This window comes from Lutibacter sp. (assembly GCF_013139515.1).
Taxonomy (GTDB): domain Bacteria; phylum Bacteroidota; class Bacteroidia; order Flavobacteriales; family Flavobacteriaceae; genus Lutibacter.
Genome location: NZ_WTAR01000137.1, coordinates 1 through 20,051, shown reverse-complemented (window position 1 = coordinate 20,051; position 20,051 = coordinate 1). Strand labels below are relative to the sequence as shown.

Below are 20,051 nucleotides of genomic sequence, written 5' to 3'. Positions count from 1 at the left end.
TTTAATTAAACAACGCGGTAAATATAGTATTTATTTTATAAAGCCAATTTATCTAGTGTGTAAATTATTAATTCTTCAACAGGTTTGTATGGATTTTTACTAAAAGTACCATTGGCTCTGTTTGCAATAATTGCATTCATAGAACAAGCATTATGACCTAATAATTTGGATAAACCATAAATAGCTGAAGTTTCCATTTCAAGGTTTGTTATTTTTGTTCCATTGAATTCAAAATTATCAATTTTACTATTTAATGAAGGATCTTGAATCGCTAAACGCAACACACGACCTTGTGGTCCATAAAAACCTACTGCTGTTGCTGTGCATCCTAAAAACACCTTGTCACTTACAAGTTTGTTTTCAAGTTCTTGGCTGTTTTCAACAATATAAGGTCTCGCTTTTCTAGAACTCCAATTTGTATGTTTTATAAATGCGTCTTCAAAATCAGCATTTAAAATATGCTCACAATCATAAGAATGAAGCATTCCATCAAATCCTAAACCATATTTTGCAAGTACAAAACTATCTACAGGAATATCTTTTTGTAAGGAGCCTGAAGTACCAATTCTTACAATATTTAATTGGGTAAATTTTTTCTTTATAGTACTTGTTTCTAAATCTATATTTACTAAAGCATCTAATTCATTAATAACAATATCAATATTATCAGGGCCAATACCGGTTGAAATTACTGTTATTCTAGTTCCTTTGTATGTTCCTGTAATGGTTCTAAATTCTCTTTTTTGAATATCAAATTCAATGGAGTCAAAGTGTTTTGTTACAATTGGAACTCTATTTTGATCGCCAACAAAAATAATATTTGTTGCTAAGTGTTCAGGTTTTAAATTTAAATGATAGATACTACCATCTGGATTCAGAATTAATTCTGATGCTGCTATTTTTGTCATAATTTTTTATCCGCCTACGCGTTTTACGTTATACTCTTCGTTCTTAAGGATTTCCATTATTTTATCTCTATAGTTTCCTTGAATAATAATCTCGTTATCTTTTACGCTTCCACCAACACCACATTTAGTTTTTAATAATTTACCTAGTGATTTTAAATCACTTTCTGAACCAACAAACCCAGTTATTACTGTGACAGTTTTTCCGCCTCTTCCTTTATTTGAGAATAAAGCTTCTAAATATTGTTTATTGGGTTGTAAAGTTTCGTGAATTTCGTTTTTGTTTAATTCAAAATTATCATTTGTTGAAAAAACAAAACCTCCTAAATCGCCTAAACTACTTAATTTTTTTTTGCTCATTTTTATTGAAAAAGATAACTATAAAATTACAAAAATATTTCTTATTGTTTTATTTTTTTCCAAATAAAAAGCAATGCTGCTAAAATTTCAAATACAAGTCCAATTGCTAATAATAAATTTGCTTGAGGCCATTTAAATAATTTTAAAATTGCCCCTAAAATTATTAAAAATACTCCAAATGTAAATATAGAAATCACTTGTTTTGTAATCATTTTATAAGTCCTAATTCTCTTAAACGTTCATTTAAAAACTCACCTGCAGTAATATTTTCATATGCCTTAGGGTTTGCTTTATCAATACATTCAGGCAAACAGTTAAGTTCCATTTCACTTATTGGATGTGTAAAAAATGGAATTGAATAACGAGGTTTATTCCAATCTTCACGAGGTGGATTTACAACACGATGTATAGTTGATCGTAGTTTATTATTTGTAAAACGCTCTAACATATCACCCACATTAATTACTAGCTGTTCAGGAAGTGCAGTTACAGGAATCCAATCTCCTTTTTTATTTTGAACTTCTAAACCTGAGGCTGATGCACCCATTAAAAGTGTAATTAAATTAATATCACCGTGTGCAGCAGCTCTTACAGCTCCTTTTGGTTCTCCAATAATTGGCGGATAGTGAATTGGACGTAATATACTGTTTCCGTTAATTACATATTTATCAAAATAAAGCTCGTCTAAACCAATATACAATGCTAAAGCTCTTAATACGTAAATGGCTGTTTTTTCAAGCATTTTATAGGTCTCAACTCCTGTAGGATTAAAGCTTGGAACTTCTTTTACATCAACATTAGTTGGATATTCTTCTTTTAATTTATCGTTGCCAACAACTTCTTGCCCAAAATGCCAAAATTCTTTTAAATCGCCTTCACTTCTTCCTTTCGCACTTTCTTTACCGAAAGATGTAAATCCTCTTTGGCCTCCAATTCCCTCAATTTCGTATGATTCTTTTACTTTGGTAGGTAAATTAAAAAAGTTTTTTACTTCAGTGTATAATTGCTCAGAAAGTTTATCAGTTAAAAAATGACCTTTTAGTGCTACAAAACCAATTTCTTCATAAGCTTCACCAATTTCTTTAATAAACTTTTGTTTTTTTGTAGCATCTTCAGATAGAAAATCAGATAAATCTACACTTGGAATATTTTTCATAAAATAAATTTAATTCAACTTTTAAAAGTACAAAAATTATTTATTCTTTTTAAGAATAGGAATAAGGTAACTTAGTGTGTAATTAAAACCAACTCCGGTATTATTTAAAAATACTCTGTTAAAACCAGGAATATGTAGGTTTTTAAAATTTTCAGGTTCTTTGGTGTTTATCATTTTATTAAGACTTACACTGGCGCCGAGATATAAATTATTAAAAGTTTCTACCTTCATTCCAAAAACAAATTCAAGCCATTGTGCGGTTAAATCTTTAAATTCAGTAGCTGGTTGAAGAGTTTCAGATATAAAATAGGTACCATTAACATTTGGTGTGTAGCTATTTAAAGTTTGATTAAAAATGCTAAAACCATATCTTAATCCAACATATATTTCATTATTCATGCCTTTCCAGTTTTTATAGGCATTGTAATTAAAACCGGCTTTTATGTAAGACCCTTTTGTTGTAAAATTTATATAATCTTCGTTGGTGGTTTTGTCTAAAAAACCTAGTTCAACCGCAGCGTAATGGTTTCTAGTAATTCTAAAATCACCTACAATTTCAAGTCCTTTAGTTTCATTGTTAAAAAATGAATTTATGGGTTTACTAATATCAATACCAACTCTAATACCATAAACTTCTTTAACTTTTAGAGAGTCTTGTAATTCCTGAGAATTAATAGTGAATGTAAATAAAACACTAATGAAAAATAGTAATATGTGCTGCTGTGTCATTTTCAATAGTTGAATTGTTTATATTAATATTTTTTATCCAGTTTGAAGTATTACTATCTATTTGTAAGTTTTCAAATATAGTTTTATATCCACAAGAACGAGAGACAAAAATATCTTTTCTATCGTATGTGAAATTAATTTCATCTTCAATTGAATTAGAAGTGAATTTATATAATGTGCTATTTTGATTTAAATCTAAAGGAATGATTATTGAATCTAACGTTTGATTTTTATAAATGTTTTCTTTGCTGTTTGCCCAAACTGAATCTAATAATACTTGTTTAGTTTCAGCTTGATTGTCATTATCATAAAAACGAATAATTAAACTTGGAGTTGTAGTATCAATACAAATGTCATCCTTTTCACAACTTAAAATTGTAATGATTGATACTAGTATTAAGGCTATATACTTTTTCATATATTCTTTATTTTAATTCTAAAAGTACAACATTTTCTACGTGATGTGTTTGCGGAAACATATCTACAGCTTGTGTTTTTATAATAGAGTATTGCTCTTTCATTAATGCTAAATCACGTGCTTGTGTTGCAGAATTACAACTTACATACACAATTCTTTTTGGTGCAATTTCCAATATTTTTGCAACTACATTTTTATGCATTCCATCTCTTGGTGGATCTGTAATTATTACATCAGGTTTTCCATGAGTTTTTATAAAATTGTTATTAAAAACATCTTTCATATCTCCTGCATAAAATTCAACGTTTTTAATGTTGTTAAATTGTGCGTTTAGCTTTGCATCTTCAATAGCTTCAGGAACTGATTCTACACCAATTACTTTTTTAGCATTTTTAGCAACAAATTGAGCAATGGTTCCTGTGCCAGTATAAAAATCATAAACAATTTCATTACCAGTTAAATTAGCAAAATCACGCGTTATTTTATAAAGTTCATAAGCTTGTGCTGAGTTTGTTTGATAAAATGATTTTGGACCAATTTTAAACTTCAAACCTTCCATTTCTTCAAAAATATGATCTCTGCCTTTAAATAAAATAATATTTTGATCGTATAAGGTATCGTTTCCTTTACTATTTATCACATATTGAAGCGAAGTGATTTGTGGAAATTCTTCTGAAATTGCTTGTAACAAACTTTCTCTTTTTTCTTTATCCTCTTTAAAAAATTGAATAACAACCATTATTTCACCAGTTGATGAAATACGTAGCATAATTGTGCGTAACAATCCAGATTGTTCTCTTGGATTGTAGAACTCTAATCCGTTTTCAATTCCGTAATTTTTAATAAAGTTTCTAATTTGGTTTGAAGGATCTTCTTGTAAGTGGCATTTTTCAACATCTAATATTTTATCCCACATTCCTGAAATATGAAAACCACAAGCATTTCTATTGTCAATTTCTTCTTCAGAATTTATTTCATCAAGTGTTAGCCAGCGGCTATTTGAAAACGAAAATTCCATTTTATTTCTATAAAAATAAATATTTTCACAACCTAAAATAGGAGTAACCTCTGGTAATTCTAAATGTCCAATACGAATAAGATTATTAATAACTTCTTTTTCTTTATAAGCTAGTTGATGCTTATAATCCATAAACTGCCATTTGCAACCACCACAGTGTTCAAAATGTTCACAAACTGGTTCAACTCTTTTATCAGAATATTTATGAAATTTAATAGCTGTTCCTTCAAAGTAAGCTTTTCTTTTTTTTCCAGTTCTAATATCAACAACATCACCAGGAACAGTGTTTGTTAAAAAAATTACACGTCCGTCTGGTGCTTTTGCAACTGTTTTACCACGTGCACCAGCATCAATAATTTCAACGTTTTCAAAAATCGTTGGTTTGTTTCTTCTACCCATTTTGCAAATGTACTATTTTAACATAAAAAAAGCACCTCAATAAATGAGATGCTTTTAAATATGTGGTATTTTAATTATTTTACACTTTTCATATAAGCAACTATTGCAGCTAGCTCATCATCAGACATGTCTTTTACAAAACCATCTAAATTAGCTTTCATAATTGCAATTTGCCCAGGGTCAGTATCAACAATTGCTTCAGCTTCTCCTTTTAAGAATTTTATCATATCTCCATTTTGTTCAGCATACACTTTGTTCATGTCTTTTATTGAAGGACCAATAATTTTCATATCAGGATTGTGACAGGTTGAGCACGTTTTCCCCATAAATAATTTTTCTCCTAACGCAAGATTATCACCAACAACCGTTTCAGTTTTCACTTCTTCAACAACAGTTTCAACCTCTTTTTTTACCTCTTCTTTTTTCTTATCACCACAGCTTGTTAAAAACAATGCAGCTAAACCTAAAACTAATACTGATTTTTTCATTTTTATAAAATTTATTTGAATGTAAAAACAAATTTATTCATTTATTTTTAATGTTTGGAAGATTTTTATGATAATCTTTTTAGAACTTGTAAAGTTTTACTTTTTTTTAATAATAATTACATTAAAATATTTTGTAATTTGCACACTTATTTAGGATGATTTCTCTCCAAAAGAAGGAATTGAAAAATTTCAATTTTTAAACTTTTTAATATGATGGTTTCAGACAAAATTTCATCAGAACAAGCAATTAATTTAGAAGAAAAATACGGAGCTCATAACTATCACCCATTACCTGTTGTTTTAAATAAAGGTAAAGGTGTTTATGTTTGGGATGTTGATGGTAAACGATATTATGATTTTTTATCAGCTTATTCAGCAGTTAATCAAGGACATTGCCACCCTAAAATTACTGAAGCTTTACAAAATCAAGCAAGTATATTAACTTTAACATCAAGAGCTTTTTATAATGATGTGTTAGGAAAATATGAAGAATATGTAACCAGCTATTTTGGTTTTGATAAAGTATTACCAATGAATACAGGGGCTGAGGCTGTTGAAACTGCAATTAAATTATGTAGAAAATATGCTTATGAAAAAAAAGGCATTGAAGAAAATAAAGCTGAAATAATTGTTTGTGAAAATAATTTTCATGGAAGAACAACAACAATAATTTCATTTTCAAATGATTCAGATGCTCGTGAAAACTTTGGACCTTTTACAGCTGGTTTTATTAAAATTGAATACAATAATTTAGAAGTATTAGAAAATACTTTAAAATCTAGCTCAAATATTGCAGGGTTTTTAGTGGAGCCTATTCAAGGTGAAGCAGGTGTTTATGTCCCTTCTGAAGGATATTTATTAAAAGCGAAAGCATTATGTGAAAAATATAATGTGTTATTTATTGCAGATGAGGTTCAAACAGGAATTGCAAGAACAGGACAATTATTAGCTGTTGACCATGAAAATGTAAAACCTGATATTTTAATTTTAGGAAAAGCATTAAGCGGTGGAGTTTATCCAGTCTCGGCAGTTTTTGCTAATAATGAGATTATGAATGTAATTAAACCTGGTCAGCATGGTTCAACTTTTGGAGGTAATCCTTTAGCTTGCGCAGTTGCAATTGCAGCTTTAGAAGTTGTAAAAGATGAGGAATTAGCTGAAAATGCTGAGAAACTAGGAAATTTGTTTAGAAGTGAATTACAAAAAATTATTGATACTAATAATTTGATTCAATCAGTGCGTGGTAAAGGTTTATTAAATGCTATTGTTATTAATGATACTGAAGATAGCTCAACAGCTTGGGATATTTGTTTAAAACTTCGCGATAACGGATTATTAGCAAAACCAACTCATGGAAACATTATTAGGTTTGCACCTCCATTAGTTATGAATGTAGAAGAATTATTGGATTGTGTTTCAATTATTAAAAAAACTATTGAAGAGTTTTAATACGGTTTATACCAAATAAAAAAGCATTGATGAAATTCAATGCTTTTTTATTTATAAGTTTTTTTGTAATTATTTTAATGAACCTATCATATTTTCAGGTTTTACCCATTCATCATATTCTTCAGGAGTTACATAACCTAAACGAACAGCTTCTTCTTTTAAAGTTGTTCCATTTGTATGTGCTGTATTTGCAATTTCAGCAGCTTTATAATATCCAATTTTTGTATTTAAGGCTGTAACTAACATTAATGAATTGTTCACTAATTCATTAATTCGAGTATAGTTTGGTTCAATACCAACAGCACAATTATCATTAAAGCTTAAACAAGCATCACCAATTAAGCGAGCAGATTGTAAAAAATTTGAAGCCATTACAGGTTTAAATACATTTAATTCATAATGACCTTGAGTACCACCAACAGTAATTGTTACATCATTTCCCATTACTTGAGCACAAACCATAGTTAATGCTTCAGATTGTGTTGGATTAACTTTACCTGGCATAATTGAACTTCCTGGCTCGTTAGCAGGTATAATTAACTCTCCAATTCCAGAGCGTGGCCCAGATGCCATCATTCTAATATCATTTGCAATTTTATTTAATGAAACGGCTAAAAGTTTTAAAGCTCCGTGACTTTCAACAATAGCGTCATGTGATGCCAATGCTTCAAATTTATTTTCAGCAGTTATAAAAGGTAAATCTGTAAATTCAGCAATTTTTTTTGCTACTAAAACATCATAACCTTTAGGAGTGTTTAACCCTGTTCCAACTGCAGTTCCTCCTAAAGCTAATTCAGCTAAATGTGGCAACGTGTTTTTTAAAGCTTTTAAGCCGTGGTTTAATTGAGAAACATAACCAGAAAATTCTTGACCAATAGTTAAAGGAGTTGCATCCATTAAATGTGTACGTCCAATTTTAACAACGTCTTTAAATTCTTCAGATTTTGCTTGCAATGTATCACGTAAACTTTCAATTCCAGGAATTGTAATATCAATAATCATTTTATAGCAAGCAATATGCATACCTGTAGGGTAGGTATCATTGCTTGATTGTGATTTATTAACGTCGTCATTTGGTTGAATTATTTTTTCTCCTTCTCCAATTACTCTTCCTGCAATTTCTTGAGCGCGATTTGCAATAACCTCATTGCAATTCATATTACTTTGTGTACCAGAACCTGTTTGCCAAATAACTAAAGGAAATTGATTATCTAATTTACCATCTAAAATTTCTTCACAAACTGTTGAAATTAATTCTTTTTTATCATCAGCTAAAACACCAAGCTCAAAATTGGCATGTGCAGCGGCTTTTTTTAGATATGCGAAACCGTAAACAACTTCTAATGGCATTGATCCTGCTGGGCCAATTTTAAAGTTGTTTCTTGAACGTTCAGTTTGAGCTCCCCAGTACTTGTCTGCAGGAACCTCAACATTTCCCATGGTGTCTTTTTCTATTCTATATTTCATCTGTTTACTTTTTTATTTGTTAAATGGAATTTATTATAAAATCAGTTTAGTTTTGAATATAAATTTAAGGCTTAATTTGGATAATAAATTATTGAGTTACAAAGGTACTAATTATCACTTTTTTTAGCTTATCAAAGGTGCTGTTTTTTATTTATTTATTTAGTGAGAAATATCACTTATAAAAAAAGTCAAAAGAAATGTTGTATTTTAAAAATAAATATTATTTTTGTAAAAAACATAAAACATTATATCATAAGATATGGATTTATCACAATTTTCAGGATTTTTAGTATTTTTAACAGTTTTCACAATGGGTTTTTGGTTAATGATTTTTTTAATCACATTTATTATCCCTTATTGGTTAATAGGTTATTTTAGAGAAGCTTGGAAATTTAGAAAAGAAGGAAAAGCAACTACTGAAAAATAAAAAAAAAGAGACAATTTAAATTGTCTCTTTTTTTTTAATATTTTATCAAATCGTAGTTTAATCTATTTTTTTTGGGATTTTCATATTTTCATCCATTTCATCTTTTAAATCTACTGCTAGTATGTAAATTGCCAATTTACCTCTTAAATAATACAAAATTACTACTATTAAAACTGTAATTGGTACTGAGTAAATAAAATCTACTTCGTCAGCAAATTCTTCACTATCATTGATAACTGAAATTAATTGAAATAAATAAACAGAAATAGGTATAATAATGGCATGAACCCACCAGTGCTTATTTGTTAAAAACCATATAAGCAAAAGTATTAATGGTACAAATTTTGATAAAAGGAAATAAATATAAGTTTGGACATATTTAAAGAGTCCACCCTTAATTACACCAAATGCAGTTTCATAATTTTCAATAGATTCTGATATATTTTGGTGTATATATAATAAATAGGGGGTGGTAATAACTATCAATAATATAATACTACCCGTCCATAATGATGTCCTTTTTTTGCTTTTCATGGGGTTCACTTAATCTTGATTAGTCAAATATACTTTATTTATTTTAATTAATATTTTTTAATAAAAAAACCACAATAATTTTTTTATTGTGGTATCAATGCTTAAAGCCAAAAAAGTTTAGATTATTTATCCGTTTCTAGGTAAAACAATATCACCACTTTTTCTAATAGCCGTATTATCCGTTGAAGTGTAACTTAAAACAGCAACCGCAACAAAAGCAGACACCATAAGCAATCCGAAAATTAATTTTAATTTTTTCATTTTTAGTAAGAATTAAATGATTAGTAAGAACATCAAAGCTACATTTAATCTTACAAATAGGCAAATAAAACCCTTCTTTATTTTTAATAAATTTTAAAAATAAGGGGTCTTAAAAGTGTTTTTCTCTTATTTTTTGGGGGTTTAGCCAATAAAAATAAAATTTAAAAACTTTTTTATTTTAGTTTAAATACTTCTATTTTGGAGATTTTAAAAGCAAATTTGATTATAAATTCAATAAAATTGGGTGTTTTTATTGTTAATAACCAACAAATTGTAAACTCTCTCCGTAAAAATTTACACTTATTAGGGACGCTCTTATGTTGCAAATATATAAATAAATATTTAATTATAAACTATTCACTCGTAAAAATGTGTAATTTATTATAAAAAACGTGTAGTTTGTTTAAAAAAAGGTTACTTTGAATAAATTGTTGCTTTATTTCCTCTTGAAAACCCAATTAAAGTAATTCCAAATTCTTTCGCAAAATCTACAGCTAAAGAAGAGCAAGCTGAAACAGCTACTACAATTGGTATTTTAGCTATAAAAGCTTTGGATATTATTTCATAAGATACGCGTCCGCTCACTAGTATACAATTTACGTTGTTTAATGAATTATTAATTAATAATTCACCAATAGCTTTGTCAACTGCATTGTGACGACCTATATCTTCTTTTAAGGCTATTATTTGATAGTCTTTATCAATCAACGCAGCAGCGTGTGAACCACCTGAAGCATCAAATGTTTCTTGTTTGTCTTTCATTTCAGAAAAAAGTTGTTTTAGCTTTTTTGTGTTGAATGAAATTTTATGTATTAGTTTTTCTCCTATTACGTTTATGTCCTCTAATTTTTGTTTACCGCAAATACCACAAGATGAAACAGAAAGTAATGTGCGTTTATTTAAATATCCTTTTCCTAAATAATTTCCTAAAATAGGAACGTTTATTATTGAAAAACCATTTTCACGATTTTCAATAATTTCAAAAGTTAGATTTTTTTTGTTTTTATAAATGTCTTCGGCATATAGTAAACCTCTAATCAATTCAAAATCATCACCAGGAGTTCTCATGACAACTGTATATGGTTCTGAATTAATATTAATTTGTAATGCAGCTTCAATAACTAAAGTATCATTTACTTTTTTTGAGTCTCCATTATTTAAGAGTAAACCTTCGTATTTTAATGTTTGCATATTTTATTACTGAATTCGTTCAAAATCAACCGCAACAACTTTATATTCAGGTGTCATTGTTTCTTTATCTCCAACGCTTCCTGTAATTATATTAATAAATACTTCAGGTTGATGAAAAGTAGTTCTTAAAACGCCTCTTTTTACGTTTTTAGAGTATTTTATTGAAATGTTAACACTTCCTCTATCAGAAAAAATTCGAACCTTTTCTTTATCTTCAATTCCTTTTGCTTTTGCATCTCTAGGATGAACTTCTAGATAATCTTTATTTAATAAAGATTGATTATCAGTTCTACGAGTCATAGTTCCTGAATTATAATGTTCTAATTCACGCCCAGTGGTTAAAATGAACGGGTATTGTTTACCGTGTGAAACAATTTCAGGAGATTCTTCAAAGTTAAAATGATGAAAAGTTCCAATTCCTTTTTTGAAATTTCCGTCAATATGAAGCATTTTGGTATCAGTTCCATCTTCTTTTATTGGCCATTGTAAGCCATTTTCTCCTAATTTATCCCAGCTTAGCCCTTTCATAAATGGGATTACATCAGCAATTTCTTCAATTACTTTAGCCGCATCATATGTTAATCCTGTTGGTTGATTGTAACCTAATTTACTCATCATATCAATAATTATTTGTCCATCAGGTTTTGTGTTTCCAATTGGCTCTACTATTTTATTTACACGCTGAACTCTTCGTTCACCATTTGTAAATGTTCCATTCTTTTCAAAATATGAAGAAGCAGGTAAAATTACATCTGCCATTTCAGTAGTGGCAGTCATAAATAATTCCTGAACCACAATTAATTCTAATTTTTCGAAAGCTTTAATACTATGATTCGTATTTGGGTCAGTCATTATAGTATCTTCTCCCATAATGTATAATGCTTTCAATTTTCCGTCAATAGCTGCATCTAACATCTCAGGAATCTTCAAACCTTCAAATTCGGGCATTTTTTCTACACCATATTTTTCAGCATAATATTCTTGAACTTCTGGTTTGTTAATGTCCATATAACCTGCGCCCTGATGTGGTTGTACGCCCATATCGGCAGCGCCTTGTACATTATTTTGGCCACGTAAAGGGTTTAGTCCAACACCATTTCGTCCAATATTTCCAGTCATCATTGCTAAATTAGAAAGTAACATTACCGTTTTGCTACCTTGAAAATGCTCTGTAACACCTAAACCGTGAAATTCCATAGCTCTATCAGCTTTTGCATACGCAATTGCTGCTTCTTTTACTAAATCTTTAGAAACACCCGTAAGCGTTTCCAATTCATCCATATCTAAGTTTTTAACATGGTTTTTAAAATCGATATATTTTTCTGTATAAGACTCAATAAAATGTTGATTCACTAAATTTTCTTTTACAATATAATGAGCAATCATATTTAAAATAGCAACATTAGTTCCAGGTCTAATTTGTAAGAAATGGGTTGCTAAATCTGCTAATTTGGTTTTTATTGGATCTACAACAATAGAAGTAACCCCTTTCATAAACGCTTGTTTAATTTTAGCTCCAGTTACGGGGTGACCTTTTAGTGGATTTGCACCGAATAAGAAAACAGCATCGGTTTGTTTTAAATCTTCAATAGAATTTGTTGCTGCACCAGTTCCAAAGGATTGTTGCATTCCAAAAGCAGTAGGAGCGTGGCAAATACGTGCACAACCATCAATATTATTTGTTCCAACAGCAACACGAATCATTTTTTGCATTAAATAATTTTCTTCATTAGTAGCTCTTGATGATGAAATTCCGCCAATTGAATTTGCGCTGTATTTGTTCTTTATTTCTAATAGTTTTTTAGCAATAAAATTATAAGCTTCATCCCAAGTTACTTCCTCAAATTTGCCATTCTTTTTAATCAAAGGTTCAAGCAATCTATCTGGGTGATTATAAAATTGAAAAGCAAAACGACCTTTTAAACAGGTATGACCTTCATTGACTTCGGCATTATCAGGAGCTTGAATCCCTCTAATTTTTCCATCTATTACTGAAATATCTAATTGGCAACCAACTCCACAATACGTACATGTTGTCCTCACAGTTTTATCAGCAATCAACGTTTTTGTTTCAAATTTATCAGTTAATGCTTCAGTTGGGCAAGTTTGTACACAGGCTCCGCACGAAACACAAGCAGATTCATCAAACGTAGTATCAAAGCCTTTAATAATGTTAGTTGCAAAACCACGACCACTCATTCCTAAAATCATTTCACCTTGAATTTCTTCACAAGCTCTTACACATCGAAAGCAATTAATGCATTGTGATAAATCGGATTTTATATATGGATGTGCCCTGTCTGGTTCAATATCAAAATGATTTTTTCCTTTAGGATAGCGAACGTTAAGTATTCCAATTTGTGCAATTGTTTCTTGAAAAGGTGTTGCTTTTTTTCCTTCTGAAGGAAAAATTTTATCAGCAGGATAATCTGATAAAACTAATTCCACAATATTTTTTCGAAGTCTTTTTATGCTGTCAGTATTGTGATAAATATACAGGTTTTCAGAAGTTGGTGTGTGGCACGAAGCCATTGTTTTTGTTGGTCCGTCTTTTTCACGTGCGACTTCAACCGAACAAACTCTACAAGAACCAAAATTTTCCAATCTATCATCTTGACACATCGTTGGAATAGCATTTTTATTTTGCTCAATTCTTCTAACAAAATCTAAAATAGTTTCGCCTTCGTTAAATTCGTATCCAATATTATTTATATATGCTTTCATAGTGTTCTAGCTTGAAGTAAAATAGTTTTTTAACTCATCATTAAAATATTGTAACGCATTTTTTACAGGAAGTGGGATGCCACCACCTAATGCACAAAGAGAGCCAATTTCTAAGGTTTCTAACAAATCGTCAAATAACGGGCGATCTATTTTATAAGCTGAATTTTGAGCTTTTTGAAGTATTTCCATACCTCTAAAAGATCCAATTCTACACGGATAACATTTCCCACAAGATTCATCGGCTGTAAATTTCATTAAATGTTCTAAGAATTTTATCATTGGGAATTCTTTAGGTATTGAAACAAAACTTGCGTGACCTAATAAAAACCCATTGTTATTTAATGATTCAAAATCCAATGTTAACTCACCAATTTTGTGCATTGGTACAATTCCACCGAGCGGACCTCCAATTTGAAGTGCTTTTATATCTTCTTTAAAGCCATTTCCATATTCATGAAAAATAGTTTGTAAATCTGTGCCCATTTCAATTTCGTACATTCCGGGTTTATTGAAAAAACTATCTAACGAAACCAATTTTGTACCGGTAGATTGTTTTGTTCCAAGTTTTGCATAAGCATCTCCATCATTTTCTAATATCCAATGAATATTTGCAAAAGTTTCTACATTACTTAATACAGTAGGCTTACCAAACAAACCATATTGTGCAGGATATGGAGGACGAACACGAACTTCAGGTCTAAGACCTTCAATAGAATTTAAAAGCGCTGTTTCTTCACCGCAAACATAAGATCCTTGTCCGCTAATAATTTTAAAACGAAAATCACCAATTAAGTTTTTTTCTTTTAATTCTTCAATAGCTTTACTAACTATTTTTATTGAATCAGGATATTCGCCTCTAATGTATAAAACACCGGTATTTGCACCAACAGTTAAACCTGCCATATACATTCCAAAAAGGACTTTATGTGCTTGGTGTTCCATTAAATACATATCTGAATATGCTCCAGGATCACCTTCATCTGCATTACAAACTATGTATTTTTGTGTGTTGACTTCTTTTATAACAGCATCTAGTTTAAACCAAAATGGAAACCCTGCGCCACCACGACCACGTAAATTGGAAGTTTTTACCTCTTGAATAAGTTGTTGCGGTTTATTTTTAAATTTCTCGGCTAATGAATAAAAGACTTCAATATTTTTAATTTTTGAAGTTAAAATGGGTGTAGTATTACAACCAATTTTATAGTTGTTTTCTTGCTGTTTTTTTTCTGAAATTATATTGGTTAGCTCCTTTTCGTTTGAAGCTGAAAAAGTTTTTCCTTGAAACATAAATGCATTATTGGTATGACAACGGCCAACACAAGCAGCGTGTCCAATTTCTTCTTCAGAAAAGTGGGTTGAAATATTTTTGTGTAAGCTAGTTTGAGTTTTTGCAGTCATACAAGCTGTACCATTACAAATATGTATTTTTTTTGCTCTGTTTTCTTCTCTTATAAAATCGTAAAATGAAGCCGTTCCTGTAATTACAGAATCATCAATTAAAAAGTGTTTTGCTAATTCTTGAAAATCTTCTTTTGAAGCATTTTTTTGAGATAAATCTGAGATGTTTTCAAATAAGTTATCGTCTAATTCTTTTCTTGAAGATAACGTTCGTATATTTTTATTTGCCATTTTAACCTAATATAATTCGGTTAAAAATACTAAAATAATTCTTAGGAAGTCCTTATTTCAAACCTTTTCGCTAATCAAGACTACGAGTTTGTTGTTTAAGTCTGTCGTAAAAAATAAATATTGATTACCGCCATCTTTAAACTTGGTTTTTTTTCTAATTTGAGCTACTGTTTCTGGAAAATTTCTTGTAGTAATATTGGCTTTTTTTGAAGGAATTAATTTTGTTAATTCTTTTTTGTTGTAAGAAGTAACTTGTATAATTTTAAATATTCTTCCGGGGAAGTCAATCAAGTTTTCTGAGGTGTATAAATGAGAATGTAGGTGTAATTTATCAATTTTTAATTGTGCCGAAATTTCTTGAAATGCACCTGATTTTAAAATTGCCGAATTTGGTCCGAACAAGTATTTTTTAGGTTCAGAATAGGTTGCTGAAACTTCATTTTGAAAAGTGAAATCAAATTTTTCAATTTCACTTTTGTTAAAGTTAATAGTTTTAATATCAATTTGTTGTGTGTAGTTTTTTTCTAAAATAAACAATAATTCTTTTACCTCATTTTCTACAGCAACTATATGAACGTCCTTTACGAAATTTAATTCATTAATAGCACTTGAAATATCTAGCATTGGTGATATTTTAAGAAGAATATTATCAGTTTTTTTAAATAATAAATCTAAATTTTCAGGAATATTAGGTAAGCAATCTTTTAACAAAAACACTTTTCCTTTTATGTCATTTCTTCTTGATGGATCAGCGTAAATCCAATCAAATTTTGAAGAGTTGTTTTTTATAAGTTCTAATCCATCACCAAAATGGCAATCAATATTTGAACATTTTAACTGTTTGAAATTATGCTGTACAATTTTTGATAATTTCTCATTTATTTCACAATGTGTTACATTTTTAAATTTTTGAGAAAAATAATAAGCATCTACACCATAACCACCTGTAATATCAATTATCGAATCTCCTGAAATTAAATTAGATTTATATTTAGCTGTAATTTCAGAAGAAGTTTGCTCAATATTTAACTTATTTGGGTAATAAATTTTTTCAGAAGTAAACCATGTTGATAACTTTCTTTCACATTTATTTTTTGCAATTATTTGTTCTGCTATTTCTTGAATTGGAATATCTTCAAAAGGACTCCCTTTTAAAATCAGTTGGGTAATATTCGATTTTAAATTTGAGTTGATAAATTTTTGAACTTCTTTATTTAAAATAGTAGTATTCAATTATAGATTGCTTAATTCAACAAGTTTTGTAATGGTTCTCCAATTTCTAGACGTAGCAACAGTTTGCAATTTTTTCTCAATTATATTTATTGTTAATTTAGAGTTTCCAGCACCAGATGGATAATGAATATATGAGCAATTACCTATTATTTTAATTTCTTCATTATTTGTTAAATAAGGTTCAATTAGTTTAATTCCTTCAGCAAAGTAATTCTCTTTTAAAAGTATTGCATATAACACTTTAATGTCTATTGAATTATTTTTTAAAAAAGGGTTAGACTTTAAAATAGTTTCAAGTTGTTTTTTTGTTATAACTAAAATACTAATAGTGTGTCCAAATACTTGTTTTATTTGAGCTGTTATTTGTTGTTCAATTTTGGATATATTTTTTTCTGAAGATTTAAATATAACATTTCCACTCTGAATGTATGTAGTAACATCATTATAACTTAAATTAATAAATAGTTGTTTTAGTTCAACCATTTTAATTTTATTATGACCCGAAACATTTATACCTCTTAGAAGTGCTATATAAGTTGTCATTGCTTTGTTTGATGTTATTTAAGAATAAAAGTATAAAATTAATTTGATAATTTAGACTTGAAAAGTATTGATTTAAATATGAAATAAAAAAATAAACCCAGTAAATTATTAATTTACTGGGTTTTTTGCGGAGAATGAGGCTCCAAAATCTTGATTTTATCTACCTGTAAAACAGTTGTTTACACTCGTTCAAATTTCGAGGGTAACTCATAGGGTAACTGAACTTTGATTTATTGATTTTAATGAACTTTGTTGTACAAATGTACTATAATTATTTTTCTTTGAAATCTAATTATAAGTTTGTTTAATAAGTGATAACTAACAATAATCATACGATAACTTATTTGATTAAACTATCTTAGTAATATAAATTACATTTAGTGGACTTGCAACAAAAAAGTGGACATTAAATTGCGAGACTTATGCAGTTACATTTTAATCATACATTTTTAATTCAAAGCTAATTTAAGTAACTCTAAATCTCGTATCTTTATGTCCAGTCTAATGTAGTAATTATAGAATAATCAAATTAACAAGAAAACTGCTTTAAATATGAAAAAAAGATACAACCTGTATATATTACTTTTAACACTTTTTGTCCTTGGATGCAAAAACGATAAATCAGAAGAAAAGGTAGAACAAAATAAGGAAACCATTAAAGTTTTAGAAAAACCAAAAATTTTATCAGAGAAAGAGTCTAAAATAATTCTGCAAAAATTAGAAATAGAACAAGAGTCAACTTTAATTACTCAAGCTGAATTTAATAACTTCAAACTGAAAAGTAATTATATTGAGGCTATTGAAAAATACGATGAGAATAATAAACCTTTACCTTATTTCAGAGGAACAGAAGAAGATAAATTACGTTATTATCCATTGCCAACAGAAGTAAACGCTAAACAATATGAAAGTAATTCATTTGTGTTTGGAGATTTGAATAATGATGGAATGAGAGATTGTATTGTAACTGCTGTCCGTTCTAATATGTATGATGAAGTTCATTTTTTTTATATTTTCATAAATAACGGTAATTTGTTTAAGTTAATTGATGTTGCCTGTGAAGATGATTTAAGTGGTTGTAAAAATGGAGGTTGGCCTAGTAGTTTTAGATATCAAAAAATTGAAGATGGGGTTTTCAAAGGTATTACTTTTTGCCACTATAATGATGCCCATTGTTGTCCATCATTGGTTTTTAAATGTGAAGCTAAATTCGTTGAGAGCAAACTTCAATTTTATAAAGCAGACTTTGTATTTCAGGATTATCAATACATTTTAGGAAAATTAGAGTTTGAATTAGATTCAGTTTTGTTTAAAAGCAGAATTGATTAAATTGATATTGTTGTAATGAAAAACCTTAATCTGTTTTATATACTTACAAGCCATAAGATAAATTGCATAATCAAAATTCTTCGTATTAATTGATGTATATATTAATTATTTAATAACAATGAGTGGTCGTATAAAATTTGAGGATAGAGTATTCTATATTAGTGTTAGAGGAATTCGATTTGAAAATTCAGATGGTTCATCTCGAACTGAATATTTATTAAAATTGAAACCTAATGACAAATTAGAATTGGTTAAAGAACCAGATAATATTTTTGATAAACATGCTGTAAAAATTGTATATGAAAAAAATCTTCAAATTGGATATGTTCCAAAAGAGCTTTCAAGCATTATTTCAGAATATTTAGAATCTGGTTTGAGGTATGAAATTAAACATTTAAATATTTCAAGAGCTGAAATAGGATATCGGCTAAGTTGTGAGTTTAATTTAAAATTCAGTAAAGAAATTTAGAATAGTTATATAAAGATTAATTTAAATATGACAGAGTAAAAAGATTTAATTGGATAGATAAAGGAGAATAAAAATAAGGTTAAAAACACAAATTACAAGTAAAGAAATTGCAATATGCGATGAAGTAGGGTTACTATATTTACTAAGACGTTTTTTAAGTTTATTTAACAACTTAAAACAAAATTTAACATTCCACTAATGAAAGAAAGAACAAAAATTCCAGATATTGAACTTTATTCTGATGGAGGGGCTGTCCCTAACCCGGGTAAGGGAGGTTTTGGTATTATTTTGTCTTATAAAGGGACAAGAAAAGAATTTTTTAAAGGGTATAAGTTGACAACAAATAATCGAATGGAGCTTATGGGAGTGATATTTGGACTAGAGCAATTAAAAACTAAATCGAATGTCATAGTGTATACTGATTCAAAATATGTTGTAGACGGAATAACTAAAGGTTGGGCTGAAAAGTGGAAGGAAAATGATTGGAAACGAAAAAAGAATGTCAAAGCAATAAATTGTGATTTATGGGAAAGATTGTTAAAAGCTATTTCAGAGCATACTGTAGAATTTAAATGGGTGAAGGGGCATTCTGGGCACCTAGAAAATGAAAGATGTGATGCACTTGCAAATATAGGTATTAATGCAGATACACTTATTATTGATGATGGTTATGAATTTGAAATGAAGTAAAGTAAAGATAGAAAGTTATTATTCTTAATGTGAGATGATAATTGTCATTCACAAATGACAATAAAATTAATAACTTTATTTTTTAAAAAAAATGCTAAAAGAAGAATATGTTCGAAATAAGAAAAGGTACAGCCTCAAAAAATTATGAAAATACTTTTTTTAGAGAATTTGCAGAAAATCTTAAAAACCTTTTTGACAAGTATTCGCTTGACGGACTTTTAATTGCAAACTCTGAATGCGAAACTGAAAAAAGACTTCAAATAGATGCTTTACTCGTAACTCAAAATGCAGTTTGTATAATAGACTTCAAAAATTTTGGAGGTGAAATTAAATTACCTGGAAATGGAAGAAATGAATTTGACTTTAGCAAATGGACAAATGAGAAAGGTGATATCATAAAAGGAGGAAGTTCAATAAATCCCTTTGTTCAGTTAAAGAATCAAAAAGAAAAGTTCATAAGAGTATTTGACAAAAACATTAAAAACAAACTTCCTAAATCCGACTTATTTAATCCATTTCATACAGTTAGAGCAGTCTGTTTTCAAAAGGAAATTGAGCTTATTGGCTCAATTCCTTCTAAAGAAGAATTAAACTTTTTCATAATTGATAAAAGCAATTATCTCGAAAAG

General features: G+C 28.9%; 22 protein-coding genes. 6 read left to right on the top strand and 16 right to left on the bottom strand.

Going from position 1 to position 20,051, the window contains the following annotated elements:
• Positions 1-35: 35 nt before the first annotated feature.
• The 8 genes from GQ540_RS12130 to GQ540_RS12095 all read right to left on the bottom strand — a co-directional run bounded on the left by GQ540_RS12130 (position 36) and on the right by GQ540_RS12095 (position 5,473).
• Entirely contained in the window at positions 36-908 is an 873-nt protein-coding gene (locus GQ540_RS12130) for a nucleoside phosphorylase (RefSeq protein WP_291801439.1), read from the bottom strand.
• Positions 909-914: 6 nt separating this feature from the next.
• Positions 915-1,265 (bottom strand): translation initiation factor, encoded by a 351-nt coding sequence (locus GQ540_RS12125; protein ID WP_291801437.1) that lies wholly within the window; start codon positions 1,263-1,265, stop codon positions 915-917.
• Between the two features lie 41 nt (positions 1,266-1,306).
• Positions 1,307-1,477 carry a gliding motility protein GldL gene (locus GQ540_RS12120; RefSeq protein ID WP_291801436.1) on the bottom strand — a complete coding sequence of 57 codons (171 nt, stop codon included), beginning with the start codon at positions 1,475-1,477 and terminating at the stop codon, positions 1,307-1,309.
• Positions 1,474-2,421, bottom strand: coding sequence for a 2-oxoglutarate and iron-dependent oxygenase domain-containing protein (locus tag GQ540_RS12115; RefSeq protein WP_291801434.1), 948 nt, complete (start codon positions 2,419-2,421; stop codon positions 1,474-1,476). Before GQ540_RS12115 ends, GQ540_RS12120 begins: the two co-directional genes overlap by 4 nt.
• 36 nt (positions 2,422-2,457) lie before the next feature.
• Positions 2,458-3,150: a DUF6048 family protein gene (locus GQ540_RS12110; RefSeq protein ID WP_291801432.1), complete on the bottom strand. Its 693-nt coding sequence runs from the start codon at positions 3,148-3,150 to the stop codon at positions 2,458-2,460.
• Positions 3,116-3,568, bottom strand: a complete 453-nt coding sequence (locus GQ540_RS12105; protein ID WP_291801430.1) for a DUF6452 family protein — start codon at positions 3,566-3,568, stop codon at positions 3,116-3,118. The genes GQ540_RS12110 and GQ540_RS12105 overlap by 35 nt, the downstream gene beginning before the upstream one ends.
• A 7-nt stretch (positions 3,569-3,575) precedes the next feature.
• Positions 3,576-4,985 (bottom strand): 23S rRNA (uracil(1939)-C(5))-methyltransferase RlmD, encoded by a 1,410-nt coding sequence (gene rlmD, locus GQ540_RS12100; RefSeq protein WP_291801428.1) that lies wholly within the window; start codon positions 4,983-4,985, stop codon positions 3,576-3,578.
• 74 nt (positions 4,986-5,059) lie between these two features.
• Entirely contained in the window at positions 5,060-5,473 is a 414-nt protein-coding gene (locus tag GQ540_RS12095) for a c-type cytochrome (protein ID WP_291801426.1), read from the bottom strand.
• Between the two features lie 210 nt (positions 5,474-5,683).
• Here GQ540_RS12095 and rocD point away from each other — a divergent pair, with 210 nt between their 5' ends.
• Positions 5,684-6,922: an ornithine--oxo-acid transaminase gene (rocD, locus tag GQ540_RS12090; RefSeq protein ID WP_291801424.1), complete on the top strand. Its 1,239-nt coding sequence runs from the start codon at positions 5,684-5,686 to the stop codon at positions 6,920-6,922.
• Between the two features lie 69 nt (positions 6,923-6,991).
• Here the strand turns inward: rocD and fumC are convergent, their stop codons facing one another.
• A complete protein-coding gene (gene fumC / locus GQ540_RS12085) occupies positions 6,992-8,389 on the bottom strand; it encodes a class II fumarate hydratase (protein ID WP_291801421.1) in 1,398 nt (465 codons plus the stop codon).
• A gap of 259 nt (positions 8,390-8,648) precedes the next feature.
• On the opposite strand from fumC, the gene GQ540_RS12080 reads away from it, so the two are divergent.
• Complete coding sequence (locus GQ540_RS12080) at positions 8,649-8,816, top strand: hypothetical protein (protein WP_291801418.1); 168 nt, start codon at positions 8,649-8,651, stop codon at positions 8,814-8,816.
• A 57-nt stretch (positions 8,817-8,873) separates the two neighbouring features.
• On the opposite strand, the gene GQ540_RS12075 is transcribed toward GQ540_RS12080, so the two are convergent.
• The 7 genes from GQ540_RS12075 to GQ540_RS12045 form a co-directional block, all read right to left on the bottom strand.
• Positions 8,874-9,350, bottom strand: a complete 477-nt coding sequence (locus GQ540_RS12075; protein ID WP_291801415.1) for a hypothetical protein — start codon at positions 9,348-9,350, stop codon at positions 8,874-8,876.
• Between the two features lie 126 nt (positions 9,351-9,476).
• Positions 9,477-9,611 (bottom strand): hypothetical protein, encoded by a 135-nt coding sequence (locus GQ540_RS12070; protein WP_291801412.1) that lies wholly within the window; start codon positions 9,609-9,611, stop codon positions 9,477-9,479.
• Between the two features lie 414 nt (positions 9,612-10,025).
• The gene (gene fdhD, locus GQ540_RS12065; RefSeq protein WP_291801410.1) at positions 10,026-10,802 is read right to left on the bottom strand and encodes a formate dehydrogenase accessory sulfurtransferase FdhD; all 777 of its coding nucleotides are present in this window, start codon (positions 10,800-10,802) and stop codon (positions 10,026-10,028) included.
• A 6-nt stretch (positions 10,803-10,808) separates the two neighbouring features.
• Positions 10,809-13,526, bottom strand: coding sequence for a formate dehydrogenase subunit alpha (gene fdhF / locus GQ540_RS12060; protein WP_291801408.1), 2,718 nt, complete (start codon positions 13,524-13,526; stop codon positions 10,809-10,811).
• Positions 13,527-13,532: 6 nt separating this feature from the next.
• Positions 13,533-15,158 (bottom strand): NADH-ubiquinone oxidoreductase-F iron-sulfur binding region domain-containing protein, encoded by a 1,626-nt coding sequence (locus GQ540_RS12055; protein ID WP_291801406.1) that lies wholly within the window; start codon positions 15,156-15,158, stop codon positions 13,533-13,535.
• 57 nt (positions 15,159-15,215) lie between these two features.
• Positions 15,216-16,391, bottom strand: coding sequence for a class I SAM-dependent methyltransferase (locus GQ540_RS12050; RefSeq protein ID WP_291801405.1), 1,176 nt, complete (start codon positions 16,389-16,391; stop codon positions 15,216-15,218).
• Positions 16,392-16,934 carry a DUF1697 domain-containing protein gene (locus tag GQ540_RS12045; RefSeq protein WP_291801402.1) on the bottom strand — a complete coding sequence of 181 codons (543 nt, stop codon included), beginning with the start codon at positions 16,932-16,934 and terminating at the stop codon, positions 16,392-16,394. It abuts the gene before it with no gap.
• A 552-nt stretch (positions 16,935-17,486) separates the two neighbouring features.
• Between GQ540_RS12045 and GQ540_RS12040 the strand changes: the two genes are divergently transcribed.
• The 4 genes from GQ540_RS12040 to GQ540_RS12025 form a co-directional block, all read left to right on the top strand.
• Positions 17,487-18,263, top strand: a complete 777-nt coding sequence (locus GQ540_RS12040; RefSeq protein ID WP_291801399.1) for a hypothetical protein — start codon at positions 17,487-17,489, stop codon at positions 18,261-18,263.
• Positions 18,264-18,381: 118 nt separating this feature from the next.
• A complete protein-coding gene (locus GQ540_RS12035) occupies positions 18,382-18,732 on the top strand; it encodes an HIRAN domain-containing protein (protein WP_291801396.1) in 351 nt (116 codons plus the stop codon).
• Between the two features lie 198 nt (positions 18,733-18,930).
• A complete protein-coding gene (gene rnhA / locus GQ540_RS12030) occupies positions 18,931-19,422 on the top strand; it encodes a ribonuclease HI (protein WP_291801393.1) in 492 nt (163 codons plus the stop codon).
• 107 nt (positions 19,423-19,529) lie between these two features.
• Positions 19,530-20,051, top strand: a 522-nt coding sequence (locus tag GQ540_RS12025; RefSeq protein ID WP_291801391.1) for a nuclease-related domain-containing protein, incomplete at its 3' end; no start/stop codon positions are given.